Origin of the sequence: Arthrobacter sp. S2(2024) (assembly GCF_036662515.1) — a bacterium.
Taxonomy (GTDB): domain Bacteria; phylum Actinomycetota; class Actinomycetes; order Actinomycetales; family Micrococcaceae; genus Arthrobacter.
The window spans coordinates 506414-532304 of sequence record NZ_JAYKZI010000001.1 but is presented as its reverse complement, the minus strand read 5'-3'; the positions used below and the strand labels follow the sequence as shown (position 1 = coordinate 532304).

At 64.1% G+C, this 25891-nt stretch carries 23 protein-coding genes; 10 read left to right on the top strand and 13 right to left on the bottom strand.

Annotation, left to right across the window (positions count from 1 at the left end):
* Positions 1–49 precede the first annotated feature (49 nt).
* The 9 genes from VLA65_RS02400 (at position 50) to VLA65_RS02360 (ending at position 9484) form a co-directional block, all read left to right on the top strand.
* Positions 50–1060, top strand: coding sequence for a LacI family DNA-binding transcriptional regulator (locus tag VLA65_RS02400; protein WP_332601694.1), 1011 nt, complete (start codon positions 50–52; stop codon positions 1058–1060).
* Positions 1061–1231: 171 nt separating this feature from the next.
* Entirely contained in the window at positions 1232–2227 is a 996-nt protein-coding gene (locus tag VLA65_RS02395; protein ID WP_332601693.1) for a substrate-binding domain-containing protein, read from the top strand.
* 64 nt (positions 2228–2291) lie between these two features.
* A complete protein-coding gene (locus VLA65_RS02390) occupies positions 2292–3359 on the top strand; it encodes an ABC transporter permease (protein WP_332601692.1) in 1068 nt (355 codons plus the stop codon).
* A 15-nt stretch (positions 3360–3374) separates the two neighbouring features.
* Positions 3375–4328 (top strand): ATP-binding cassette domain-containing protein, encoded by a 954-nt coding sequence (locus tag VLA65_RS02385; RefSeq protein WP_332601691.1) that lies wholly within the window; start codon positions 3375–3377, stop codon positions 4326–4328.
* 111 nt (positions 4329–4439) lie between these two features.
* Positions 4440–5435 (top strand): Gfo/Idh/MocA family oxidoreductase, encoded by a 996-nt coding sequence (locus VLA65_RS02380; RefSeq protein ID WP_332601690.1) that lies wholly within the window; start codon positions 4440–4442, stop codon positions 5433–5435.
* Positions 5435–6490 carry a Gfo/Idh/MocA family protein gene (locus VLA65_RS02375; protein ID WP_332601689.1) on the top strand — a complete coding sequence of 352 codons (1056 nt, stop codon included), beginning with the start codon at positions 5435–5437 and terminating at the stop codon, positions 6488–6490. The genes VLA65_RS02380 and VLA65_RS02375 overlap by 1 nt, the downstream gene beginning before the upstream one ends.
* Before the next feature lie 35 nt (positions 6491–6525).
* Positions 6526–7629, top strand: coding sequence for a Gfo/Idh/MocA family oxidoreductase (locus VLA65_RS02370; RefSeq protein WP_307052797.1), 1104 nt, complete (start codon positions 6526–6528; stop codon positions 7627–7629).
* On the top strand, positions 7629–8447 hold the full coding sequence (locus VLA65_RS02365) for a TIM barrel protein (protein WP_284989663.1): 819 nt from the start codon (positions 7629–7631) through the stop codon (positions 8445–8447). Before VLA65_RS02370 ends, VLA65_RS02365 begins: the two co-directional genes overlap by 1 nt.
* On the top strand, positions 8444–9484 hold the full coding sequence (locus VLA65_RS02360) for a Gfo/Idh/MocA family oxidoreductase (protein ID WP_284989664.1): 1041 nt from the start codon (positions 8444–8446) through the stop codon (positions 9482–9484). The genes VLA65_RS02365 and VLA65_RS02360 overlap by 4 nt, the downstream gene beginning before the upstream one ends.
* 204 nt (positions 9485–9688) lie before the next feature.
* Here the strand turns inward: VLA65_RS02360 and iolB are convergent, their stop codons facing one another.
* The 5 genes from iolB to VLA65_RS02335 all read right to left on the bottom strand — a co-directional run bounded on the left by iolB (position 9689) and on the right by VLA65_RS02335 (position 13287).
* Positions 9689–10582: a 5-deoxy-glucuronate isomerase gene (iolB, locus tag VLA65_RS02355; protein ID WP_332601688.1), complete on the bottom strand. Its 894-nt coding sequence runs from the start codon at positions 10580–10582 to the stop codon at positions 9689–9691.
* 17 nt (positions 10583–10599) lie between these two features.
* Entirely contained in the window at positions 10600–11340 is a 741-nt protein-coding gene (locus VLA65_RS02350) for a GntR family transcriptional regulator (protein ID WP_059388160.1), read from the bottom strand.
* A gap of 175 nt (positions 11341–11515) precedes the next feature.
* Positions 11516–11965, bottom strand: a complete 450-nt coding sequence (locus tag VLA65_RS02345) for a hypothetical protein (RefSeq protein ID WP_332601687.1) — start codon at positions 11963–11965, stop codon at positions 11516–11518.
* 10 nt (positions 11966–11975) lie between these two features.
* The gene (locus tag VLA65_RS02340) at positions 11976–12380 is read right to left on the bottom strand and encodes a cupredoxin domain-containing protein (protein ID WP_216363150.1); all 405 of its coding nucleotides are present in this window, start codon (positions 12378–12380) and stop codon (positions 11976–11978) included.
* A gap of 127 nt (positions 12381–12507) precedes the next feature.
* Entirely contained in the window at positions 12508–13287 is a 780-nt protein-coding gene (locus VLA65_RS02335; RefSeq protein ID WP_059388158.1) for a gamma-glutamyl-gamma-aminobutyrate hydrolase family protein, read from the bottom strand.
* A gap of 63 nt (positions 13288–13350) precedes the next feature.
* Between VLA65_RS02335 and VLA65_RS02330 the strand changes: the two genes are divergently transcribed.
* Complete coding sequence (locus VLA65_RS02330; RefSeq protein ID WP_332601686.1) at positions 13351–14484, top strand: LOG family protein; 1134 nt, start codon at positions 13351–13353, stop codon at positions 14482–14484.
* 51 nt (positions 14485–14535) lie between these two features.
* Here VLA65_RS02330 and VLA65_RS02325 read toward each other — a convergent pair whose 3' ends face one another.
* The 8 genes from VLA65_RS02325 to betA all read right to left on the bottom strand — a co-directional run bounded on the left by VLA65_RS02325 (position 14536) and on the right by betA (position 25836).
* Complete coding sequence (locus tag VLA65_RS02325; protein ID WP_059388157.1) at positions 14536–15363, bottom strand: IclR family transcriptional regulator; 828 nt, start codon at positions 15361–15363, stop codon at positions 14536–14538.
* Between the two features lie 121 nt (positions 15364–15484).
* Positions 15485–16741, bottom strand: a complete 1257-nt coding sequence (locus VLA65_RS02320) for an aminopeptidase P family protein (protein WP_332601685.1) — start codon at positions 16739–16741, stop codon at positions 15485–15487.
* 32 nt (positions 16742–16773) lie between these two features.
* Positions 16774–18069: an MFS transporter gene (locus tag VLA65_RS02315; protein WP_332601841.1), complete on the bottom strand. Its 1296-nt coding sequence runs from the start codon at positions 18067–18069 to the stop codon at positions 16774–16776.
* A gap of 424 nt (positions 18070–18493) precedes the next feature.
* Positions 18494–19468: an ABC transporter substrate-binding protein gene (locus VLA65_RS02310; protein ID WP_307052805.1), complete on the bottom strand. Its 975-nt coding sequence runs from the start codon at positions 19466–19468 to the stop codon at positions 18494–18496.
* Between the two features lie 38 nt (positions 19469–19506).
* Entirely contained in the window at positions 19507–21540 is a 2034-nt protein-coding gene (locus VLA65_RS02305) for an ABC transporter permease (protein ID WP_332601684.1), read from the bottom strand.
* Entirely contained in the window at positions 21540–22574 is a 1035-nt protein-coding gene (locus VLA65_RS02300) for a quaternary amine ABC transporter ATP-binding protein (protein ID WP_059388152.1), read from the bottom strand. The genes VLA65_RS02305 and VLA65_RS02300 overlap by 1 nt, the downstream gene beginning before the upstream one ends.
* On the bottom strand, positions 22571–24091 hold the full coding sequence (locus VLA65_RS02295) for an aldehyde dehydrogenase family protein (RefSeq protein WP_332601683.1): 1521 nt from the start codon (positions 24089–24091) through the stop codon (positions 22571–22573). The genes VLA65_RS02300 and VLA65_RS02295 overlap by 4 nt, the downstream gene beginning before the upstream one ends.
* Positions 24088–25836: a choline dehydrogenase gene (gene betA, locus VLA65_RS02290; protein ID WP_084784710.1), complete on the bottom strand. Its 1749-nt coding sequence runs from the start codon at positions 25834–25836 to the stop codon at positions 24088–24090. The genes VLA65_RS02295 and betA overlap by 4 nt, the downstream gene beginning before the upstream one ends.
* Between the last annotated feature and the right edge of the window lie 55 nt (positions 25837–25891).

The following is a 25891-nucleotide window of genomic DNA, read 5'->3' as shown; positions in this document are numbered from 1 at the left end:
CAATGTCTTGCGAATACCCTTGACAGCAAAGGAGAAAGGTTTCCGAACCATGAGTGCCAGCAGTCCAAAAACCCGCCGCCCCACCATCTATGACGTTGCCAAGCTAGCCGGCGTCTCGCCGTCGTTGGTGTCCTTGGTCCTCCAAGCGCCGGCGAGGGTCAGTGACAAGCGCCGCGAAGCCGTCCAGGCCGCAATATCGGAGTTGGGCTACCGGCCCAGCCGGGCCGCGACCACCCTGGCGAGCAATCGGACCAAGAGCATCGGCCTGGTGATCGACGACTACCGGAACCTCTGGTTCGTGGACCTGCTGAGGGGCATGGAATCCGTCCTCTCCGATCGCGGATACCACGTCATGCTGGCCGACTCCCGGCCTGGCGAGCACCGCATCAAAGAAGCCACGGACGGCCTCCTCGCCATGCACATTGATGCCCTGGTGATCGCGGCGGAACCGAGCGAGCCTATGCTGGCGCGGACATGGGTACCCACGGTGGTGGCCGGATGGCGCATGGGGGTGCCGAGCGGCGCCGACCTCATTACCAACGACGACGACGCCGGAGGCGGCCTGGCCGCGAGCCACTTGCTGGAGCTGGGCCATACCCGCATCGGCCATCTCTCAGGGTCCGACGGCGCATCAGCTCATCGGCGCGCCGGTTTCCGGCGGCAGATCCAGGCAGCCGGCGTCGAACTCCTGATTGCCAAGTCCCAAGGTACTTCGGAGGAAGATGGCTACGCCGGCGCCTCCTGGCTGCTGGACCACCATCCGGACACGACCGCGATCTTCGCGGCCAACGACACCATGGCCGTGGGCGCCTTTGCCGCCCTCAGGGCCCGGGGTCTTCGCGTGCCCGGAGACACTTCGGTGATCGGCTACGACAACTCCCCGCTGGCTAAGTCGAGGTATCTGGACATTACTTCCGTCGACAACCGAAGCGACGTTGTCGGCATTAATGCTGCGCACAGGCTGCTCGCCAGGATCGAAGACCCCGCTATCAAGCCCGAGCGCACCCTGATTGATCCCGTCCTGGTTGTGCGAAGCACCACGTCTCGGCCCGCCCCGTAGCCCCGATCTGAACGGTGTTCCCCGGGAGATCACGTGACCATCTCACGTAAAAACATCCTAATGTCAGGACAAAGTATTGACATCTGTGAGGCGAGTCACCATGATCTGTGTAGAGGGCTTTGAGCTCCTGCAGAGTGGCAGGGCCACAACCCCAATCAAAGGAGATAAATCGTGAAGAAGTTTTCCTGGCGGAAGGCGGCACTCGTTGCGGCCGTCGTTCCGATGATGGCTCTAAGCGCTTGTTCCAGCACGGGCGGGAAGCCAGCTGACAGCGGTAACGCCGCCGGCGGCGGTCAAGCCGTCAGCACTCCGCGTATGAAAGTCGCCCTCATCACCCACGCGGCGGCAGGCGATACATTCTGGGATATCGTCCGTAAGGGCGCTGAGGAAGCGTCCGCGAAGGACAATGTTGACCTCCTGTACACAAGCGACCCCGAAGCTGGCCGCCAGGCCCAGCTCGTGCAGCAGGCTATCGACCAAAAGGTTGACGGTATAGCCGTCACGCTCGCCACGCCGGATGCCCTCAAGGACGTCCTTAAGAAAGCAACCGATGCCGGTATCCCCGTAGTGAGCCTCAACGCCGGCGAAGGCGTCTCGGCACAGCTCGGCGCGTTCACCCACTTCGGCTCGAACGAGAAGCTCGCTGGCGAGGCCGTCGGAACCAAGCTTGCATCGCAAGGCTTCAAGCACCCGGTCTGCGTGATCCAGCAGCAAGGCCACGTTGGCCTTGAGGCACGGTGTGCCGGTGTCAAGGCGAAAGTGCCTGGAACGGAAATCCTCTACGTCGATGGCAAGGACATGACTGCGGTCCAGTCCACCGCTACTGCGAAGCTCCAGGCAGCCAAGGATGCAGATGTCATCATCGGCTTGGGCGCGCCGATCACCCTCACGCTCCTCAAGTCCGTCACGGACGCCGGCAGCTCGGCCAAGGTTGCCAGCTTCGACCTCAATGCCGAACTGGCCCAGGACATCGTGGACGGCAAGGTTCTCTTCACAGTGGACCAGCAGCCGTGGCTCCAGGGCTACATGTCCGTAGACGCAATCTGGCAGAACAAGCGCGGCGGCTTCAAGATCGGCGGTGGCCAGCCGGTGCTCACCGGGCCTGCCATCGTTGACAAGTCCAACGCACAGGACGTCCTCAAGTTTGCCCAGCAGGGCCTCCGCTAGATCCAGGAACCTGGCCGCGCGGCGGGTGACCGCCGCGCGGCCTGACCAACAAGGAGTTATTCCCATGGCAAGCACAACTACCCTGCCGCCGGCGCCGGCTTCAGCCCCGGGGCCACGTGGCGATGAGAGGATGGGGCGGCGCAGCCCCTTCCAAAAGCTCTTGGGTCGCCCCGAAGTGGGCGCCCTCGTAGGAGCGGTGGTCCTCTTCATCTTCTTCTCCCTCGTCTCCAGCACCTTCCTGCAGCCGAATGCGTTTGCGACTGTGTTGTATGGTTCTTCGACGATCGGGATCATGGCGGTGGGGGTGTCGCTGCTGATGATCGGTGGCGAGTTCGACCTTTCCGCCGGTGTGGCCGTGATCTCGTCGGCGCTTACTGCGTCGATGTTCAGCTGGTATTTCTCAATGAACGTCTGGGTCGGGGTGACCCTCGCGCTCGTGGTCTCCCTCGGGATCGGATTCGTTAATGGCTACATTCTGGTCAAGACGAAGCTGCCGTCCTTCATCGTGACGCTCGCGACGTTCCTCATGCTCACGGGCCTCAACCTCGCCCTGACACGTGCCATCGGAGGCAGCGTGTCCTCGCCGTCAATCGGCTCCATGGATGGTTTCGCGTCGGCCCGGGCTGTCTTCGCGTCTTCGGTCAGCATCGGCGGCGTGGATGTGAAGATCACGATTTTCATCTGGATCATCCTGGTCGCGATCGCGTCCTGGGTGCTGCTGCGCACGAAGGTGGGCAACTGGATCTTCGCCGCCGGCGGTGACGCGAACGCTGCCCGCGCCGTGGGCGTCCCGGTCACGAAGACGAAGATCGGCTTGTTCATGGCGGTCGGGTTCTGCGGCTGGGTCCTGGGCATGCACAACCTCTTCGCGTTCGACGCGGTGCAGTCCGGCGAGGGCGTGGGCAACGAGTTCCTGTACATCATCGCCGCGGTGATCGGCGGCTGCCTGCTCACCGGCGGCTACGGTTCCGCGGTGGGCGGGGCGATCGGTGCGTTCATCTTCGGCATGGCGAACAAGGGCATCGTGTACGCGCAGTGGAACCCGGACTGGTTCAAGTTCTTCCTGGGCCTGATGCTGCTGCTGGCCACCATCGTGAACCTCATCGTCAAACGCCGCGCAGAGCTCAAGTAGAAGGGGCGCAAGAGAATGAATGCCAAACAGATCGACCAGCAGACCCTGCTCAAGGATGAAAAGGACCCGCTGACCCACACCCCCGTGCACCTGCTCTCCCTGGACGCGGTGGGCAAGCACTACGGGAACATCATCGCCCTGCGGGACGTGACCATGGCCGTGGACAACGGCCGCGTCACCTGCGTGCTGGGGGACAACGGCGCGGGCAAGTCCACGCTGATCAAGATCATCGCCGGACTGCACCAGCACGACGCCGGGGTGCTGAAGATCATGGGGGAGGAGCGGAAGTTCAACTCCCCCCGCGACGCCCTGGACGCCGGCATCGCCACCGTGTACCAGGACCTGGCGGTGGTGCCGTTGATGCCGATCTGGCGGAACTTCTTCCTCGGCTCGGAACTGACCACCGGCTGGGGCCCGTTCAAGTCCATGGATGTCCAGAAGATGAAGGACATCACGCTCAAGGAACTGGCCGCGATGGGGATCGACCTGCGCGATGTGGAACAGCCCATCGGCCAGCTCTCCGGCGGGGAGCGCCAGTGCGTGGCGATCGCGAGGGCCGTGTACTTCGGGGCGAAGGTGCTGATCCTGGACGAACCCACCGCCGCGCTGGGCGTGAAGCAGTCCGGCGTCGTGCTCCGCTACATCCTGCAGGCCCGCGACCGGGGCCTGGGCGTCATTTTCATCACGCACAACCCGCACCACGCCTTCCCGGTCGGGGACCGGTTCCTGCTGCTCAAGCGCGGCAAGTCCATCGGCTACTACGACAAGAAGGACATCACCCTGGACGAACTCACCGCCCAGATGGCCGGCGGCGCGGAACTGGCCGAACTCGCCCACGAACTCGAACAACTCGGCGGACACACCCAGGCCCTCAAGGAAGTCCAAGCCGAAGTCGCCGGGGTATCCGAAGTGACCGACGTCGCGGGCGCAGCTGACAATTCAAGGGAAAGCAGCCCGCGGCACGCTTAGCGCGCAGGGAGACAGCGCGGACGGAGACGGGGGTCCGCCGGAAAACCGGACGGGCCCCCGCTCGCCATGCCACTGCGGGAATGTGCACGAAGTAGTAGACGGGAAGACAGCATGCCGATCCGGGTTGGCGTTATCGGCGCCGGTGTCATGGGCGCAGACCACATCAGGAACCTCTCCACCACCATCAGCGGGGCCGAAGTCACCTCCGTGGCAGACCTCGACGCCGGACGTGCGGCAGCTGCGGCGCCGCCATCCGCACGCATCACCACCGACCCCTCCGAGCTGATCAACTCCAGCGAGGTTGACGCCGTCGTCGTCGCTTCACATGACTCAACTCATGCGGGACTAGTACTGGAATGCTTCGAAGCGATGACCCCGGTGCTGTGCGAAAAGCCGTTGGCTCCCACGCTCCTGGAAGGCCGCGAAGTGGTGGAAGCCGAAGCCGACCTCTTGGCCGCAACGGGTGCCCGGCTGCTGTCGATGGGCTTCATGAGGCGCTTCGATCCCGGCTATGTCGCCTTGCGCGAAGCCACCCGGGCACGCACGCAAGGCGAGCCTTTGCAGGTCCACTGCACCAGCCGGACCGTATCCGCGGGACCGGGCGCGAGCTCGGAATCCGCCATCACCAACTCGGCCATCCACGAGCTGGACATCATCCCCTGGCTGTTGGATTCGCCCATCACTGAGGTGTCCTGGCAAGCGGGGCGGAGCTCCCGGTACAGCACGGGTGACCTACGGGACCCGGCCTTCATGCTCCTACGCGCAGCCGACGGCACCCTGGCAACGCTCGAACTCTTCCTCAACGCCCAGTACGGTTACACCACCCGGTGCGAGGTTGTTTCGGAGTTCGGCACTGCCGCGCTCCCGGAACCGGCCGCCCTCGATGTCCGGCAGGAAGGGAAGCGCAGCTCCGAAATCCCCGCAGACTGGCGTCCACGTTTCGCCGACGCGTACCGCCTGCAACTTCAGGCCTGGATCTCCGCCCTCGAAAAGGGAGAGCCGGCGCCGCTCGCCACGGGTGAGGATGGCCTGCGCGCGTCGCAGCTCGCACAAGCGATGATCCGCTCGCTCCACAGCGACGGAGCCTACACAAAGGTGATCTACTGATGGTTTCATCCGGTCTTCGTGTGTCCGGCCTTCCAGTATCAAGGGTGCCGGATTCGCGCGACGCTCCGGCGTTGCGCTGGGGGATCATGGGTCCGGGGTGGATTGCCGAACGCTTCGCGGAGTCGGTGCAGGCCCACTCAACGCAAGTGATAGCCGCCGTCGGCTCCCGCTCCTTGAACCGCTCCAAGGCGTTCGCGGATGCTTTCGGCGTGCCCGCCGCCTATGGAAGCTACGAAGAGCTGGCCGCGGCTCCGGACATAGACATTGTGTATGTGTGCACGCCGCACAACTTCCACCATGCGGCTGCTTTGATGGCCATCGACGCCGGCAAACACGTCCTGGTCGAGAAACCGATCGGCTTGAATGCCGCGCAGGCACGGGATATCGCCGCGCGGGCCAAGGCAGCCGGCGTTTTCGCCGCCGAGGCTATGTGGAGCTTCTTCCTTCCGAAGTTCGACGTGATCCGGCAAGTGCTCGACGCCGGGACGCTGGGTACCGTAACGACGGTCCTGGCGGAATACGGTGAGCACTTTGAACGCGGCCACCGCATCTTCGATCCCGCTTTGGCTGGTGGGCCATTGCTGGACCTGGGCACTTACCCTCTGGCCCTCATCACCGAAGTCCTCGGCGCCCCGGAACGCTTGAGCGCTTTCGGCGAGCCCCACGAATCGGGTGTCAACGGCCAACTCTCCGCCATCATGCAATTCACGGGCGGGGGCCAGGCCGTGATGAATACGCACTTGCATAATTTCACCCCCACCGCGGCGACGATCGTTGGCTCCGAGGCCACATTGACCATCGACGGCCCCTTCAATATGCCCGGCGGTTTCGAGCTCCGTTTCCCGGACGGCACGCGGCTTCGCCACAACGAGGCTGCGGGCGGGCATGTGGAAGGCTTGCACTTCGAAGCCGCAGCGGTGGCCCGCGCCGTCGCCGCGGGTGAGACGGAAACCCAACAACGGCCCCTGGCCTCCTCCATCCGGACGATGGATGTTGCCGATGAAATCCGCCGCCAAGTGGGCATTGAATTCCAGGGCGAAGGCAATGCCGCCTGAGCAATTGTTGTACTGACTATCGAAAGGACGGGCCCATGGCCTACATCGAACAGCACTCCTCCAGTCTCCCCACGCCTGTGCGGCTTGGACTCATAGGGTCCGGCTGGATGGGAGCGTTTCACGGCGAAAGCATAGCTCGCAGGGTTCCGGGTGCGGTCCTGGCCGCCGTCGCCGATCCCAACGTGGACTCCGCCGCGTCCGTGGCTTCCCAGCTTGGTACGGCGAAGGTCACCCCCGACGCCGCGGACATCCTGGCCGATCCTGACATCGATGCCGTCATCATCGCCAGTCCGGCGCGTTTTCACGCTTCCCTGATCGCCCAGGCCGCGGCCGCCGGCAAGCACGTATTTTGCGAGAAGCCTGCCGCGCAGAGCCTCGAAGAGCTCGACGCCGCCCTCCTCGCCGTCGAAACCGCCGGGGTACATTTCCAGATCGGCTTCAATCGCCGTTACGCCACCGACTTCCAAGCCGCGAAGAAGGACCTGGCCGAAGGAATTGTAGGGGAGCCGCAGCTCTTGCGCTCGTTGACAAGGGATCCGGGTACCGGGAGCATCGGACATGCAGCCAGGATTCCGGCCTGGACGATTTTCCTGGAAACCCTCATCCACGATTTCGACACCCTGAACTGGTTCAACGAAGGCGCCGAACCGGTGGAGGTCTACGCCGTCGCGGACGCACTGGTTGAGCCGAGCCTTCGTGACCAGGGATTCCTGGACACCGCCGTGGTCACCATCCGCTACAGCAATGGCGCCCTGGCGGTGGCGGAAGCCAACTTCAGTGCGCTGTACGGCTATGACGTCAGGGGCGAAGTCTTCGGCTCCAAGGGCATGGTGCAGGCCGGACGGCCCACTGAAACGGCTGCCCTGAGGTACACGGCAGAGGGCCTTTCCGCTGAGACCCCGAGGCTCAACGTGGAACTGTTCCGCGATGCCTACACCGATGAACTCGTCGACTTCGCGGCCGCAGTCCGCGCACGCCGCGATGGCACGCAACCGCCGTCGGGCGCTTTCACCCTCACCCCGGGAGCTGCTGACGCGCGCCGCGCCCTCGCGATGGCTTTGGCCTGCATCGAGTCGGTCCAGCAAGGCGGCCCGGTGGCGGTCCCCGCCGTGTCGAGCAACAGCAAGGCCGGTGTCTGATGCGGCTGGCTGTCTGCGCCGAAATGGTCTTCACGGAACTGCCGTTCGCCGAGCGGGTACGTCGGATCCATGAGGCCGGATTCGACGTCGAACTCTGGGACTCGAGGAACAAGGACATTGCGGCGCTTAAGTCGAGCGGCGCGGTCTTTTCCTCAATGACCGGGTACACCTCCGGGAGCCTGGTTGACGCCGACACCGCCGATGACGTGGTGAGGACGGCCGAGACGCTGGTTCCGACCGCTTTGGAACTCGGCGTCAGCCGCATGGTGGTGCACTCGGCGGAGCTGATCGACGGCAAAGCAGCCCGTCCCGCCTACCGGGCCAACGGCAGTATGTGGATCACGGGTGCCCGGACCCTTGAACGCCTTGGCGCGCTCGGGGAAAAGCACGGACTGACGTTTTGCCTCGAAAACCTCAACACCGTGCTGGACCACCCCGGAATTCCGCTCGCACGGGCCAAGGACACTTTGGCGCTCGTGGAAGCGGCCGGACATCCCAACGTGAAGATGATGCTGGACCTGTACCACGCTCAATTGGGGGAGGGGAACCTCATTGAACTGGTGCGTACCGCCTTGCCGCACATCGGCGAGATCCAGGTGGCGGACGTCCCCGGCCGCTGTGAACCCGGCACCGGCGAAATCAATTACCTGGCTGTGGCTCGGGCGCTCGTCGCCGCGGGCTACGAAGGCACCGTCGGCATGGAGGCATGGGCCAGCGGAGACGACATGGAGGCGCTCGAGGCATTCCGGCGGGCGTTCACGGTTGAGGCCGCGGAATCCCGCAACAGCTCAGCTTTTTCAACGGAGGTAGCACTATGAAGGACGTCGTTCTCGGGCTGGTTGGAGTAGGGCGGATCGGCGTCATGCATGCCAGCAACATCGCGGCCCTCAACGGGGAATTGAATGGACAAGGCATCAACGTGGAGTTGCGGCTCACGGACGTGGCTGAAGACCACGCCCGTCGAGTCGCAGCTGGTCTCGGCGCCGAGTTCCTGCCCTCGGTGGAGGCGTTGATCGCCTCCGGCGTGGATGGGCTGGTGATCGCAACCGGCACGGGTACGCACCCGGAACTAATCCGAGCTGGGGTGGACGCCGGTATCCCGGTGTTCTGCGAGAAGCCTGTAGCCATGAATGTGGCCGATTCGCTGCCTGTCCTGGAACATATCCGTGCCAACAATGGCGTGGTGCAGATCGGCCACCAGCGTCGCTTCGATGCCGGCTACCTTGAAGCCAGGCGTGCGTACCAAGCGGGGGAGCTCGGCTGGATCCACTCACTGCGCGCCGTGACCTGCGACATGGCACCGCCGGCCGTGGAGTTCCTGGCAACGTCCGGCGGGTTGTTCCGCGATTGCTCGGTCCACGACTTCGACATCCTGCGCTGGCTGACCGGCCGCGAGATCGTAGAGGTCTATGCCAAGGGTTCCAACAACGGCGATCCCGCCATCGGAGAAGTGGGCGATGTGGACACCGCCTTGGCTCTGATCACCTTCGACGACGGGACGGTCGGCACGGTCTCGGCAACCCGCTACAACGGTGCGGGACATGACGTCCGCCTCGAAATCCAGGGCTCCAAGCGTTCCGTCATGGTTGGCCTGGACGACAAGACAGCCATGGAATCAGCCGAGGCCGGGATCGCCTTCCCGTCCGGAGAACCCCACAAGACCTTCGCCGAACGCTTCGACCAGGCCTACCGCTCGGAAATGGCGGCCTTCGTTGAACTGGTCCTGGGCCAACGGGAAAACCCGTGCACCCCCGAGGACGCCGTCGCAGCTTCCCGTGTGGCGGATGCCGCGCAGGAGTCGCTGGCAAGCGGAGTTCCCGTCAGAGTGGCGCTAGTGGGGGCGAAGGCGAGTTAGGCGATTACAGGTCCCAACTAGCTCGCAGTTGTTGTCGTTTTGACGGCCCAGAACGACAACAACTGCTTGGGCCCACGCCGCCAGGGTTCCCTGGCCGTGGGGCCCCGCCGGCGAGGGCCCCAGCCTGAGCTTGCGAAGGTTGGGAGCCGGCGGGGACTTGCGAGGCGAGGCGAGGGTGGCGGTGGGGATTGGGTGTGCGGCTCCTTAGGCGCCGAACGGCAGGCGGGGGTCGATGTCCTGTCCGTCCCAGCTCTGCCGCACCCACCCGTGGTGGGGGTCGTCGCTGATGAGCCATTCCCGCACAGGTCCCGGGCCGGCCATGACGTTCAGGTAGTACAAGTCGTAGCCGGGAGCGGCCATGGCGGGGCCGTGCCAGCCGTAGGGAACAAGAACGACGTCGCCCGTGCGAACCTCCGCGGCCACATCGATCGGCCGTTCATCTGAGGCGTAGACACGCTGATAGCCGATTGCATCGGCGTCGGCGGGTGCACCCGAGCCTCGAGCCACGCGGGTCTCGAAGTAGTAGATTTCCTCAAGCTCCGTTTCGCCGTCCTTTTCCTCGTCATGCTTGTGCGGAGGATAGGAGGACCAGTTGCCTGCGGGCGTGAGCACTTCGCAGACGATGAAACGGTCGGCCTCAAGGGCGGCGGGAGTGCCGAAGTTGTGGACCTGGCGGGAGCAGTTGCCTGCTCCGCGCAGCTCCACAGGGGTTTCGGCCGCGGTCACGAGCCTGGTGGGGTACGACGCGTTGGCGGGGGCAGTCGCGACGGCGACGCGGCCGCCGTCGGGCGAACTGATGGTGACCGCGGCGTTCGTGCCGGAATACAGGACATCGCTGGGGCCATGGAAAACCGACGCCCGCCCCGCGAGGGGATACTCGACGTCGTCGACCGTCACCGTGAAGGCGCCGTTGAGCGGCACAATGATCCGCTCCTCAGCTGCGGCGGGGAGTTCGACGGCGGCGCCCGCGGCGAGCGTGGCCACCTTGAGCCCGGTGTGGGCCCACCCGTCCACAGTCAACGCGGAATCGGAGGTTCCGAGCGAGATGTCCCAATCGCCGTCGTTGGCGGTTCCCAGTGGATAGACCCAGTTGGCCATGAAGTTGTGTCCTTGCGTTAGCGCTGTACGAGTGTCATTTCAAAGCTGTAGGAATCGGCCCGGTACACGTGGTGGCCGGTTTCCACCATGCGTCCGGTGTCGTCGACGGCGGTCCGTTCCATGGTGACCAATGCCGAGCCGACTTCCGCCTCCAAGAGCGGTGCCTGGTAGTCATTGGCGATCATGGCGCCGATCCGCTGCGAAGCGAGCCGGAAATTGACGCCGCCGCGGCGGAGGATGGCGTAGAGGCCTTCTTCCGCGAGCATGGCCTCGTCCATGGTGGCGATGTCGTCGCGGACCCAGTTCTCCATGAGCGCCAGGGGCTTGCCGCCCACTTTGCGCAAGCGGGTGAAGTGGTACACCTTGGAACCGGCCGGAAGCTGGAGGGCGGTCAGCGTCGCAGCGTCCGCCTCCATGTGCGAGAAGCTCAGGACCTGCGTCGTGGGCTTCTTGCCGTTGTTGGTCAGGTCGTCGTAGAGGCTGGAGAGCTCCAGGGGCCGGCGGACCTGGCTCGACACTACCTGTGTGCCGACGCCGCGCTTGCGGACCAACAGGCCCGAGCGGACGAGCTCGTCCATGGCTTTGCGCATGGTGGGCCGGGACAGGTTGAGCTGGGCGGCGAGGTCGATTTCGTTGTCCAAACGGCTGCCGGGCTCCAGCACTCCGCTGTGGATGGCGGCCTCGATGCCCTGGACCACTTGGTGGTACAAAGGCACAGGGGAAGAACGGTCGATAGTGAGGCCAAGTTGATTCGCCATTGCATGCTCCCTCGCATTCCGGGACTGTCCCGGAAGTTGCAAGCATGTCCGCTCATGTTCGCTTGATAGGACATACTGCTTTACTGATGATAGCAGGAGCATTGCGCGGGTCAAGGGTGCTGGAGGCGCGTTTAATGCGCCGTTTCAGGGGTCTTGTTTGGGACATGTCCAGACATCAGGACGAGCGTCTGGCGCTGCTGCGTTGACGGACGTAGCCGACGCCGGCAAGGAGCGCACCTAGTCCCTCGGCGACTGCGCTGAGGGACTTCTCGAAAAACCATACGGGCTCGTACATGGACGGGAGCGGACCGATGGCAGGTATGTCGACATAGCGGTAGAGGAGGACCGCAATGAAGGCGCTTCCAGCGACGACCACCGCGGCGGCGTAGGCTGGCCGACTGCCGCGGACCAGGACATACAGGGCGACGAGAATTGCGACCGCGCCCTCAAGGCGGAACAGATTGCCTTCACCGATTCCGCCAGGGGCACCCAACTGGTAGCCGGAGGCGAGATCGAAGTGCACCACGGCGTCGACGACCAGGGCCGCCGCCACAAGCAGCCGCAGCAGGATGTCCCTCGGCCTGCGGCTCATCGGCTTGCGGCGGGCCGCTTCACGAGTGCTCATTTTGCTGTGCTCATTTCACGACCAGCGTTCCGTGCATGTTGGAGTGGTACGCGCAGTGGTAGGGGTAGCTGCCCGGTGTGGTGGGCGCCGTGAACTGGACCGTTCCGCCTGCGCCGTCGACGGCGGCGTCGAACGCCTTTCCGTCGTCCGAGGTGACCGTGTGGGCCTGCGTGTCCTCGTTCTTCACGGTGATTTTGGCGCCCGGGCTGACCGAGACAGGTCCTTGATAACCGAAGTCCTTGATGGTGATAGTGAGCGATTGCGAGGTCCCGGACGGCGGAGCAGTCGACGACGCGGCGGAAGGTGGGCTCGACGATGCGCCCTGGTAGCCGGTTCCGGACGCCCCGCAACCGCTCACGGCAATCAGGGCTGCCGCTCCAACGATGACCATCATGGCCTTGGGGTTGCTCCTCATGTTTGGTTCCCCGCTTCTCGTGTCCGGTGGCGCGAAAGTGCTTGCCACATTGATGAGACGAATTCCGGAGCGGTCAGGTTCACGGGCGCGGGAAATTGTTTCCGGCGAGCGGGGGCGTCCCGCTCCATCACCCCACCGGACGTAGCGTCCTGCATACCTCCACGAACGCCTTGAACGGGGCGAGCCGTTCCTCGTCGGGCAGCTGCGAGGCCTCGGGATGCCATTGCACGGATGCCACCCAGCGCTGCGGATCCTCGAGGGCTTCCACGGTCCCGTCCTCCGCGACCGCCGTCACCACCAAGCCATCGCCTATCCGGGCCACGGCTTGGTGATGTCCCGAAGCAATCCGCACCGAGCCCCGTGCGTTGTAGAGTCCAGCCACTTTGGATTCCGGTGAAAGTTCGACGTCGTGCCACGCCCAGGCGCTGAGCTCGCCTTCCGCCGGGCTGAGGCCGTTGTGCTCGACCGATGAGGGGTGCATGTCTTGGATGAGCGTCCCGCCGTAGACCACGTTGAGGAGTTGGTGGCCGCGGCAGATTCCGAGGGTGGGCAAGCCGGCGTCGAGCGATCCACGGGCCACCGCCAAGTCCAAGCGATCCTGGTCAGGGTTGACGTCGTAGCAGGCGTCAGTCGCTTCTTCACCATAGAGTCGCGGATCCAGGTCTCCGCCGCCGGGCAGCAGGACCCCGTTGAGGGAGCGAAGCTCGGCGGCCAGCGGACCGGCTTCGTCGGTAAAGGAGGCGTCCAGGAGTACAGGCTCGGCACCGGAGTCGCGCACTAGTTCGACGATGAAGTCGAAGAGTTCATTCGCCTCTCCCACGCGGGGATCCGTGCTTTCGGAGCTGCTGAGGCGGACGGGAATGCCGATCCGGGGCCGGACGCTGCTCTGCTGTTCGGAAGTCTGCATGCTCCATGATGCACTGGACGGGAGACTCCTGCGCAACGGGAACCGCGGGCTTACGCTGATGCCATGAATCCGTCGCGCGCACTGACTCCCAGTCCCCGCACGCTCGACATTGAGAGCGTGGCCCATTTCGACAGGCTCCTGAGCTCCGGTGCCGCAACGATGCACGGTTGGCACGCCCAGTCGCTGGACTTACGGGGCCGACGGGCGGACCTGCAGCGGCTGGATCCCCAAGGCGCCATCTTCCTGGGCTGTACTTTCGACGACGGCGTCGAGGACTCCCTGCGGAGCCGCGGCGCACTCATCTTTCCGAAGCTGCGCGGGGTGCCGTTCAACCCGTACCGGGGCAGCCTCTACAGCGCCGCCGAACTGTACGAGGACATTGACTCCACGGAATACGAAGCCACCTTGGATGCCCAGGTCTACCACTGGAGCATCATGCCGGGGCAACGGACCAGCCTGGACGCCACCCTCGCCGCAGCCCTGCACGACCACGCTATCGGGGACGCCTTGGACGAGCTCCTAGGCAACGGGGATTTCGCGGGGAACAAGATCGTAGGAGTCATGGGCGGCCACGTCGCGCAACGCGGAACACAGGACTTCGACGATGCGGCGCGCCTGGGCCGGCTCTTGGCCCGGTCCGGCTTCACGGTAGCCACCGGGGGAGGGCCCGGTGCCATGGAAGCCGCCAATTTGGGCGCCTACTTGAGCGGACTGCCCGACGCCGATTTCGCCTCCGCGCTGCAGTCGCTCGCGGCGGTGCCGGGTTTCCGTCCCTCGGTGACCGCGTGGGCGCGGGCGGCGGCCGCCGTCGTCGGGCACCATCCGAGCGGAACGACGTCGCTGGGCATCCCCACCTGGTTCTACGGACACGAGCCGCCCAACCTCTTCGCCACCCACATCGCCAAGTACTTCGCCAACTCCGTGCGCGAAGCGATCCTGCTGGAACTATGCAACGGCGGGATCGTGTTCCTTCCGGGCTCAGCCGGCACCGTGCAGGAAATCTTCCAGGACGCGTGCGAGAACTTCTACGGCGCCCCGGAAACCGTCACGCCCATGGTGCTCGTAGGGCGCGATCATTGGGAGCACAAGTATCCCGCGTGGCCCATGTTGCAGAGCCTTGCTGCCGGGAAGGTGATGGAGGGCCGGATCTTCCTGGTGGACAGCGTCGAGGAAGCGCTCGCCGTGGTCGCGGGCTAACTCCTTGGTTATGGCGGCTCGTAACGACAACAAATGCGAGCTACTTGGGAGTTAGTGCGGGGCGCGGCCGCCCAGGCGCGTGGTGACTTTGCGGGCTGCGTCTTGGCATGCCTCGCCGAGGCTGGCGAGCGTGTCCTGCGAGACCCGGAACTTCGGCGCCGGGATCAGGACAGAGGCAACGATGTCTCCGCGGTGGTCAAAGACGGGCGATGCGACGCCGACTTCTTCGATGGACGTTTCGCCGAAATTGAAGGCCCAGCCCCGGGTCACGGACTCCTGCAGCCGAAGCAGGTAGGCCTCGATTGCTTCCTCGTCGAGACCGGGCAATGTAATGGAGCCGCTGCGGAGGAGCTTGCGGACACGGTCGGCGTCTTCGGCGGCGAGGAAGACCTGCACCGAGGAGCTGAGCGCCTCGTTGTAGCGGGCACCCAGCGGAGCGAGGTGCTTGACCTGGTGGCGGCTGGCGATTTGCTCTACGCACATGGATTCGCTCCCGTTCCACACCATGAGCGCGCTCGTCTCGCCTGTCCGTTCGCTCAGCTCACGCAGCACGGGATAGGCCACGCGGCGCTCTTCCAGTTCGGCAAGGAGGGGGCCTGCAAGGGCGATCATCCCCAAGCCGAGCCGGAAGCGGCGGGACTCGGGGTCGCGCTCCACCAGATGTTCTTGTTCGAAGGTTGCCAGGATCCGGGACACGGTGCTCTTGTGCAAGCCGATCCTGCCGGCGATCTCGGTGACTCCCAGCAAGGGTTCTTCGGCGGTGAAGCTGCGGAGCACGGCAATGGCATTCTCGAGTACCGAAGCGCCTTTGGAATCGCCGTTGGCCGGGGTTTCGCTGGTGGTTGCACGCCGTTCTGCACGCGGTTCTGCTGGGGTCATGATGGTCACTATATGGCTCTTTTAATGGGGACATGCCCAGCCTTGGCCGAGAGCAATGAGCATATGAGTCATATGTCCATTGCTCGGGCGCAAGGCTGGGCATGTCCACGGGAGGTGGGGGTTAGGCGCCGATGATGTTGTATTCCGGGCCGAACGGGAACTTGGTGATGTTCTCGGCACCGTCTTCACCGACCACCAGGATGTCGTGCTCCCGGTACCCGCCCGCACCCGGCTGGCCATCGAGGACGGTGATCATCGGTTCCATGGAGACCACCATGCCGGGCTCCAGGACCGTGTCGATGTCCTCGCGCAGCTCCAGTCCGGCTTCACGGCCGTAATAGTGCGAGAGGACCCCGAACGAGTGTCCGTAGCCGAAGGTGCGGTTGGCCAGAAGACCGTGCGAAACATAGATCTCGTTGAGCTCAGCAGCGATGTCCTTGCAGACCGCCCCGGGCTTGATGAGCTCGAGGCCACGCTTGTGGACCGCCACGTTGATGTTCCACAGTTCCAGGGAGCGGGCATCGGGTTCGCCGTAGAACAGGGTGCGCTCCAGGGCCGTGTAGTAGCCCGAGGTCATGGGGAAGCAGTTCAGGGACAGGATGTCGTGTTCCTGGATCTTGCGGGTGGTGGCCCAGTTGTGGGCGCCGTCCGTGTTGATGCCGGACTGGAACCACACCCAGGTGTCGCGGATCTCGGAGTCCGGGAACGTCCGGGCGATCTCGTGCACCATGGCTTCGGTGCCGATCAGGGCAACCTCGTACTCGGTGATTCCTGCCGTGATGGCGTTGCGAATGGCCTCGCCGCCGAGGTCGCCGATCCGGGCGCCGTGCTTGATGACCTCGATCTCTTCGGCCGATTTGATCATGCGCTGGCGCATGGCGGCCTGGGCGACGTCCACTAGCGTCGCCCCGGAGAAGGCGGCCTGGATCTTGTTGCGGTTGTCCAGGGGAAGGGAATCGTCCTCGACACCCAGGCGGCGGACGGTGATCCCGCGGGTTCGCAGCACTTCCTGGATACCGAAGATGTAGTTGTCCCGGCGCCAGTCCGTGTAGACAAGGTTGTCCCCGTAGCTGCGGCGCCACGGCATTCCGGCGTCGATGTTGGCGGTAACGGTGACGGTGTCGTCGGCCGTGACCACCATGGCGTAGGAACGGCCGAAGTAGGTGAACAGGAAGTCGGAGTAGTACTTGATGGAGTGGTAGCTGGTCAGGACAACGGCGTCCAGATCCTTCTCGGCCATGATCCGGCGAAGACCCGCGAGGCGTCGTTCAAACTCTGTGTCGGAGAACGTCAGGGAGACTTTCTCTCCGTTGTTGAGGACCTTGAGGCGCTCAAGCTTGGCGACGTCGCTTACGGCTTCATTCTCGGTGATGGTCATGGGTGGTGTTCCTTTCAATGGGTGGGTTGTTTTCAGTCCTGCTGGAGGGGCTTCTTGGAAGTCTCCACAGCGAAGAGGACCGCGATGAGGGAAATGACGGAGGCTGCTACGAGGTACCAGCCGGGGGCCAGCTGGTTGTGGGTCAGGCCGATGAGGAGTGTTGCCATGAACGGGGCGGTGCCGCCGAACAGGGCGTTGGAGAGATTGAAGCTGACGGCGAAGCCGCTGTAGCGGACCCTCGTGGGGAAGAGCTCGGCAAGGAAGCTGGGCAGGGTGCCGTCGTTGAGGGTGAGCATGGCGCCCAGCAGGATCTGGACCAGGACAATGACCAGGAAATTTCCAGTGTCGAGGAGCATGAACGCCGGAACGGTCAGCACCACGAACAGTACGGAAGCCGTGATGAGCATGCGCTTGCGGCCGAACCTGTCCGAGGCGATACCCGTCAGGAAGATGAATCCGATGTAGCTGAGGAGGGCAATGGTGGTGGCCAGGAACGATTCGGCTGCACCGAAATGAAGCTCCTCGGAAAGGTACGTCGGCATGTAGCTGAGGATCACGTAGAAGCCGACGGCGTTGAGCAGCACCGCGCCCGTCGCGATGATCAGCTGCTTGCGGTACGTCTTGAACATCGCGAAGGCCGGAGCCTTGACCGCGGTGTCCTTCGCGGCCATTTCGCGGAAGGCCGGGGTGTCCTCGAGTTTGGTACGGATGTAGCGGCCAATCAGGCCCATCGGGGCGGCCAGGAGGAAGGGCAATCGCCAGCCCCATTCGCCGAGCTGCTCGGAGCTCAGTACCGAACTGAGAAGTGCCGCCAGAAGGGAACCGAGCAGAAGGCCTGCCGCCGTGCTGGCAGGTACGACGGCGGCATAGAGTCCGCGCCGATTGGCCGGCGCGTACTCCACCAGGAAGGCTGAGGCACCTGCGTATTCGCCGGCCGCCGAAAAGCCCTGGACAACCCGGACGAGCAGCAGGAGGACCGGCGCCATGACGCCGATGGTGTTGTAGCCGGGGATGAGGGCGATGCAGAACGTAGCCACGGACATGAGCACGATCGAGAGGGAGAGTGCTTGTTTGCGTCCGAGGCGGTCACCGATGTGGCCCCAAATGAATCCGCCCAATGGACGGACAAAGAAGGAGACGGCGAAGACGCCAAACGTGGCGAGCAGTGCGGTCTGCCGGTCCGATGCGGGGAAGAAGACGGTCGAGATGATCCCGGCAAGGTAGCCGTAGACGGCGTAGTCGAACCATTCGACGAAAATGCCGATGAAGCTTGCAGTGATGACCCGTCGCCGGGTGTCTTTGCTGACTGTGTGGCTATTGGCTGGCATCGATGTGCCGCCTTGGATGGCTGCTTCGTCGGGAAGGTCGCCGGATCCGCCTTTGGATCCGGCAGGAGCGCTTCCCGGGATGGCTGCCACGGAGGATGTTTCGTTTTTCATGAATCCACCAAGAACTTTTGGGGTTGCATTCAACGCAACGCTGTTGCACCAGAATAGATGTGTTGCGCGTCACCGTCAAGAGTCTTCGGCTGTCGCCCAACTGACTCGCACATGTTGTCATTTTGAGGGCGCTAAACGACAACAAGTGCTAGCTAGTTGGGAGGGTGGGTGGGAGCTAGGTGGGGTGGATGGCGCAACCACTGCAACGGGGTTGCATGGAATGGCGCGACCGGGATGAAGCCGCCAGCGGAAAGGCAAAAAAGAAGCTCCCCGGATCGCAGGATCCGGGGAGCTTCAAAGCAAGCGTCAGGGACTATTTGAGCCAGGCAGCCACCACATCGGGGTGGGCATCCACCCATTTCTTGGCGGCGGCGTCCGGCTTCATGCCGCCCTGGATGTCCGTTGCGACCGAGTCCTGGTCGGCGTTGGTCCACGAGAAGGCCTTGAGCAGTTTCGCCGCGGGAGAACCGCTGTCCGCAAACTTCTTGGCCATCACTTTGTTCAGTTTGTAGTCGGGGTAGTCACAGGCCACCTTCTCGGCGTCGGCATCGCAGCCCGGGGTGTAGGCGGGCAGGCTGACCTTCTTGAGGGGGACCTCGGAGAGGAACCATTGCGGTTCGTAGAAGTAGCCAAGTAGCGGTGTCTTGTTCTTTTCGGCCGTACGGAACGACTGGATGAGAGCTGCTTCCGAGCCCGAGAAGACCACTTTGTAGTCGAGGCCAAGGTTCTTGACCAGGGCTTCGTCGTTGGTCACGAAGGCGGGGTCGCCGTCCAGGACCTGGCCTTTGCCGCCTGATTCGGAGGTGGCAAAGAGTGAGGCGTACTTGTTCAGGTTCTTGCTGTCCAGGATGTCCGGGTACTTCTGGACCATCCATGGTGGTACGTACCAGCCGATGTGCCCTTCGTTGCCCGTCGGGCCGGCGTCCACAGCCACTTTTTGGTCCGTGATGTACTGCTTCGTGAGGTCGGCGTGACCCCAGTTCTCGAGGATGACATCGACTTCACCGGAACCAAAGCCCTGCCAGGAGATCTGCTCCGACAGGTCCTTCTGGACTACTGTGCAACCGAGCTTGTTTTGGGCTACGTAGCTGTAGACGGCCGCATTTGCCGTGTAACCGACCCACGCGTTGAGGGCGACATTGACGGTTCCGCAGGGCGTTTCCGAGGAGCCTGCGGCTGCCGCTTGGTTCACGGAAGCGCCTCCGCAGCCAGCTAGCAAGAGGGCTGCGGTAACGGTTCCGGCCAGTACGGGAATTGTTCGTTTCAAAAGCTGTCTGGTTCTACTCATGGTTGGGGTCTCCTTGTTGGGGCGGTGAACGGGGAGGACTAGTGCGCGCTCGATTTTGCTGAGCGGATTTTGCGGACCGGGTCGGCTGCCGCAGCCTGGGTGATGCGGTCCAGCAGGATGCCGAGGAAGACGATGGCCAGGCCGGCGGCGAGGCCCTTGCCGAACAGCGAGCTCTGGACAAAGCCGGCGACGACGTCGTATCCCAGGCCGCCTGCACCGACCAGGGCTCCGACGACTACCATGGCCAAGACGTAGATCAAGCCTTGGTTTGCGGCGAGGGCCAGGGATTTCCTGGCCATGGGGAGCTGGACCTTGGTGATGACCTGCCACGGGGTTGACCCGCTGGATACCGCAGCCTCCATGACGGTCGGGGAGATCGCCGCGATGCCGTCGGCCGTGATCTTGATGGCCACAGGCGCTGCGTAGATAATTCCAGCGACGATGGCCGTGAATCTCGTTGCGCCGAAGAGGCCTAGGAATGGAACCAAGTAGACGAAGGCAGGCATGGTCTGGCCCGCATCCAGCATGGGCCGCATGATCTGGTCCACCTTGTTGGACCTGCCCATCGCCACACCGAAGATGATGCCCAGCACCATGACCACGGCCGTGGCAACAAGGGTGCTGGCCAGGGTGACCATGGCATCGCTCCACAGGCCCAGGTAAATGATCGCGGCCAGGCATGAGGCGGTGACCAGTGCCAGTTTCCAACCGCCAAGTGCGTAAGCCGCTACGAGGACAACCGCGACGAGGAGGTAGAAGGGGGTCTCGGTCAGAAGGGATTGGAACGGGTTAAGGATTCCGTTGGTCAGGGCCTCGCGGAACGACACCGTAAACAGGGAAAGATTTGTCTGCAGCCATGCGCTGGCAGCGCTGACTCCGCTGACGATGTCCGGGCCAAAGTTGAGGTTCTTCGGAAAGGCTGCGGCCCAGAGCATCGTCCGGGAAAGCTGGACCATGGCAAGGACAACGACGAGGCTGGCAGCGAGCAGGATGTACCTGCTTTTCCGCGATATCCGGCGCTTGCGCGCTGCTCCGGGTTCGGCCCGGCGGCTGGCGGCGGTGGTGACCCGGTCCAGCACAATGGCCAGGAGGACGATCGACAGACCTGCGTTGACTGCTGTCCCGACGTCGAGCGATTGCAAGGCGCGCACAACCACTTGTCCCAGCCCCGGCGCCGCGATCAGCGCTGCGATGGTGACCATGGACAAAGCAGCCATGGTGCTTTGGTTGATCCCCATCACGATGGTGCGCCGTGCCAGGGGGAGCTGCAGGGTGAGAAGCCGCTGCAACCCTGTGGTGCCCAAGGAATCGGAGGCTTCCCTGGTGTTCTCCGGGATGTTCCGGATTCCGTGTGCCGTCAGTCGGATGAGAGGAGGCACCGCGTAGATCACCGTGGCGATGACGGCGGAGGCAGGGCCGATCAGGAAGATGAGGGCCAAAGGAGCCAGATAGACGAACGTGGGGAGGATTTGCATGAAGTCGAGGACCGGAGTGATCACTTGGGAAACCCGGCCCGAGATCCCGGCCAAGACTCCGAGCGGGATGCCGATCAGCAGGCTGAACAGCACGGCTGTGAGGACGAGGGCGAAGGTGTAAGCCGCTTCCGTAAACAGGCCCTGGAGCCCGAAGAACGTGAATGCGGCCGCCGTCAGCAATCCCACCCGGGCATTGCCGACCGCAAAGGCGATCCAGCTGAGCAGGCCGACAGTTCCCAGCCAGCCGATTTCCGGTAGGCGAAGCCCGGTAGAGCTGGCGGCAAAAGTGCTAGTGAACAGATTTGCGACTGAATCGACGGCGGAACGGAAGGGAGTGAAGACGTACTGGAAAACGGGATTGTCCGCCCGGTTCGATGCGACCCAGGCATTGAATTGGTTGAGCGAACGGTGCAGGTCAGTCAATTCCGACGCCGGCAGCGTGAGGGTCGATGTGCCGTGCAGGAACAAGAAACCGAGGAGCCAGAGGACTCCGGCGGCACCCAGGAGCAAAACTCGGCGACTCAGCCGCTTGCGCGGCGGGCGGAGGGTGTTGGCGCTGGCCTGAACCGGGGCGCGATCGCGAACTAGAGTGGACATCACGCCGCAACTTCCGTGCTGCGGATGACCGACAAGATGCTGTCGCGGTCGATTTGGCCCGTGATTTTGCCGGACTCTTCCACGAGCACGGGACACGTCGAGTTCATGACCGTGGGGATGGCGTCGCGGATGATGGTGCCTGCGCTCAGGACGGGAGCATCCCCGGGAGTGCCCAAAGCTACCGGATCGGTGATCCATTTGAGCGTCAGGACATCCGCGCGGGGTACTTCCGAGACGAAGTCGGCAATGTACTTGTCCGCTGGCGAACCGACAAGATCATCGCCGGTGCCGCACTGGACAGTCTCGCCGTTCCGCATGATCAGGATGCGGTCCCCGAGTTTGAGCGCTTCGGATAGGTCGTGGGTAACGAACACCATCGTCTTGCCCATCTCTTTGTGCAGCCGGATGACTTCGGCCTGCATATCGCGCCGGATGAGGGGATCCAGGGCCGAGAACGGCTCGTCGAAGAGGATGGTGTCCGGATCGCCCGCCAAGGCGCGGCCAAGCCCAACACGCTGCTGCATTCCGCCGGAAAGCTGATCGGGGAAATGCTGCTCGTAGCCCTTGAGGCCTACCAGTTCGATGATTTCGCGGGATTTGGCGTAACGCTCGTTTTTCGACGCCCCGCGGATCTGCAAGCCGTAGGACACGTTGTCCAGCACGGTGCGGTGCGGTAGGAGGCCGAAGTGCTGGAAGACCATGGACATCTTCCTCCGGCGCAGTTCCCGAAGTTCGGTGGTTCCCGCATCCAACACGTCTTTTCCGTCCACCAGGACGCTTCCCGACGTCGGTTCGATCAGCCGGGTGAGGCATCGGATCAGGGTGGATTTTCCTGATCCGGAGAGGCCCATGACGACGAACACCTCGCCCTTTGCGACGTCGAAGTTCATGTCCCGCACGGCAGCATTGCAGCCGGTGCGTTCAAGCAATTCGCCGGAGCTCAAGCTCGACAGCTCGGGATTCTTGGGGATCTTTTCACCTCCGGGTCCGAAGACCTTCCAGAGGTTGCGCACTGATATGTCAGGACTGCTCATTGCTGTACTCCTGCCTGTGACGGCTCGAACCAATGGCTGGGCCCGGGGCTGATGTTTTGCCAGATGTGCTTTGTTTCTCGGTATTCGGCCAAGCCCGCGAGCCCCAATTCGCGGCCGTTGCCTGATTGTCCGAAGCCGCCCCATTCGGCTTGCGGAACGTATGGGTGGTAGTCGTTGATCCAGACCGTCCCGTGGCGCAGCGCTTCGGAGACCCGCTGGGCCTTGGAGGCGTCTGCCGTCCACACGGCGCCGGCCAGTCCGTAGACGGTATCGTTGGCCAGCCGGACGGCCTCTTCCTCGGTGGTGAATGTTTCCACCGTCATGACGGGGCCAAAGGATTCCTCCTGGACCACGCGCATCGAGGTCTTGCACCCGTCCAATACGGTGGGCGGGTAGAAACTGCCACGCCCCAGTTCCGGGGTGTCCGGAATGAAGCCTCCGCACAGCAACCGGGCGCCCTCCGCAACCCCGGCCTGCACGTAGGCGTGGACCTTGTCCCGGTGGGCCGTGGAGATCAGCGGGCCGGTCTGGGCCTCCTGGTCGAAGGGGCCGCCCAGCCGGATCTGGCGTGCACGGCGAACCACCTCGGCCACGAACTCTTCGTGAATGGACTCTTCGACAATGAGCCGCGCCCCGGCCGAGCAAACTTGGCCGGAGTTCAGGAAGACAGCCGTCAGGGCGTTGTCGATGGCGGCCTCACGGTCAGCGTCGGCAAAGACCACATTCGGGTTCTTGCCGCCGAGTTCGAGGGCCACGCGCTTGACCGTCTCCGCCGCGGCCACCATGATCCGCTTGCCGGTCTCCAGTCCGCCCGTGAAGGAGACCAGATCGACCCGCGGATCCGAGCTGAGCACAGCCCCCACTTCCGGTCCCGTTCCCGTCACGAGGTTCGCGACGCCGTCGGGCACGCCGGCTTCGCGCAGCGTGTCCATGAGCAGGATCGACGTCGAAGGCGTCAGCTCACTGGGCTTGAGGACAAAGGTGTTCCCGGCGAGCAGTGCCGGCGCAACCTTCCATGAAGCCTGCAGAAGCGGATAGTTCCACGGCGTGATGAGGCCGCAGACGCCCACGGGTGCATGGACGACCCGGCTGATGGCGCCGGGCCGGCCGGTATCGATCACGCGGCCTGCGTCCGTGCCTGCCACGCTGCCGTAGTAGCGGAAGCAGGCGATGACGTCGTCGATGTCGTATTCGGCTTCGACCAGTCGCTTGCCGGTGTCGAGGGCTTCGGACTCGGCGTAGCCGGCTTTGTCCCGCTGGAGCAGCCCGGCCACGCGGAGCAGGATCGCGCCGCGTTCCAGTTCCGGAGTGCCCGGCCAGCCGCCGTCGTCGAACGCCTTCCGGGCACTCGCCACCGCTGCCTCGGCGTCGGCCGAGGTGCACTCTGCGACGTCGGCAACGTGCGTTCCGTCCGCCGGGCAGTTGATGCTGCGGATTCCTCCGGCGGACTGCCGCCAGCCGCCGTCAACGTAGCTGCCGCGCACCGTGTGGGTCTGGGATAGTTGTGGGCTGTTCATGCCGCTCCTTGGTTCCTCGCGGGAGTGACCTGGGGCCGGCTGTCCAGGCCTTCCAGGCTGTCCGGAACCGGGCTGCTGCCGTGCCGGTAGAACTCGGCGGCGATCGGAGCGAGGGGTTCGCGGCCCTGGATCAGGTCAGCGGCTTTCTCGGCCAGCATCATGACCGGCGCGTAGATGTTGCCGTTGGTCACGTAGGGCATTGCCGAAGCGTCAGCCACCCGCAGGCCCGAGGTGCCGTGCACCCTCATGCTGAGCGGGTCCACCACGGACATCGGATCGGTGGCCGGGCCCATCTTGGCCGTGCAGGACGGGTGCAGCGCGGTTTCTGCGTCGCGGGCTACCCAGTCGAGGATTTCCTCGTCCGTCTGGACGGTTGGACCGGGGGAGAGCTCACCGCCATCGAAAGGCGCCATGGCCGACTGCTCGAGGATCTGCCGGGAAATCCGGATGGCTTCGACCCACTCGCGCCGGTCCTGCTCCGTGGAAAGGTAGTTGAATTTCATGGACGGATGGACGGTGGGGTCCGTGGAGGTGATCTTCAGGCTGCCGCGCGCATCGGAGTACATGGGCCCGATGTGCACTTGGTAGCCATGCTTGGCATCGGCCTTCTGGCCGTCGTAGCGGACGGCCACCGGCAGGAAGTGGAACATGAGGTTGGGGTAGGCCACGTCCTCGTTGGAGCGCACAAAGCCGCCGCCCTCGAAGTGGTTGGTGGCAGCAGGTCCCTTGCGCCCGAACAGCCACTGCAGGCCGATCCACGGGTAGCGCCACAGGCTCAGGCTGGGTTGCATGGACACCGGCTGGGTGCAGGCGTGCTGGATGTAGACCTCCAGGTGGTCCTGCAGGTTTTCGCCGACGCCGGGCAGGTCAACTACGGGTTTGATGCCGAGGGACGTGAGGTGCGTGGAGTCCCCGACGCCGGACAACTGCAGGAGCTGCGGGGTGTTGATGGCCCCTCCGCACAGGACTACTTCCTGGGCATCCACGCTGTGCTGCTTGCCGTTGCGTCGATAGCTCACGCCCGTGGCCCTGACATCGGACGTTCCAATGCCGTCGAAGTTGATTTTCGAGACGAGGGCCCGGGTCCTGACCGTGAGGTTCGGCCGGTTGAGGTGCGGCCGCAAGTAAGCCCTGGAGGCGGAGAGCCGCTGGCCCTTGTGCACATTGCGGTCGAAGGGACCGAAGCCCTCCTGCCGGTACCCGTTGACATCGTTGGTCCGTGCGAATCCGGCTTGTTGGGCCGCGCGGAAGAAGGCTTGGAAGAGGGGATTGCGCGCCGGACCGCGTTCAAGGACCAGCGGTCCGTCGTGTCCGCGCAGTTCATCGTCGGGTTCCGCGGCCAGCGCGGTCTCCATGCGGTTGAAGTAGGGGAGGCAGTGAGCGAAGTCCCAGGTCTCCATCCCGGCGTCGGCCCCCCAGCGTTCGTAGTCCAAGGGATTGCCGCGCTGGAAGATCATCCCGTTGATGGAACTGGAGCCGCCCAGGACCTTGCCGCGGGTGTGGGCGATCCGGCGTCCGTGCATGTGCGGCTCAGGGTCGGATTGGTAGCGCCAGTCATAGAACCTGTTCCCGCTGGGGAAGGTGAGCGCCGCGGGCATCTGGATGAACAGGTCCCAGGGGTAGTCGCTGCGGCCGGCCTCCAGGACCAGGACGGTCTTGGTGCGGTCTGCGCTGAGCCTGTCCGCCAGCACCGATCCGGCGCTGCCCCCACCCACAATGACGTAGTCAAACTTTTCGTTGGCCATTAGTTGAACTCCTTTGAAGTGATCCCCATTGCTGTGTCGAGTAGCCAGGAGGGGC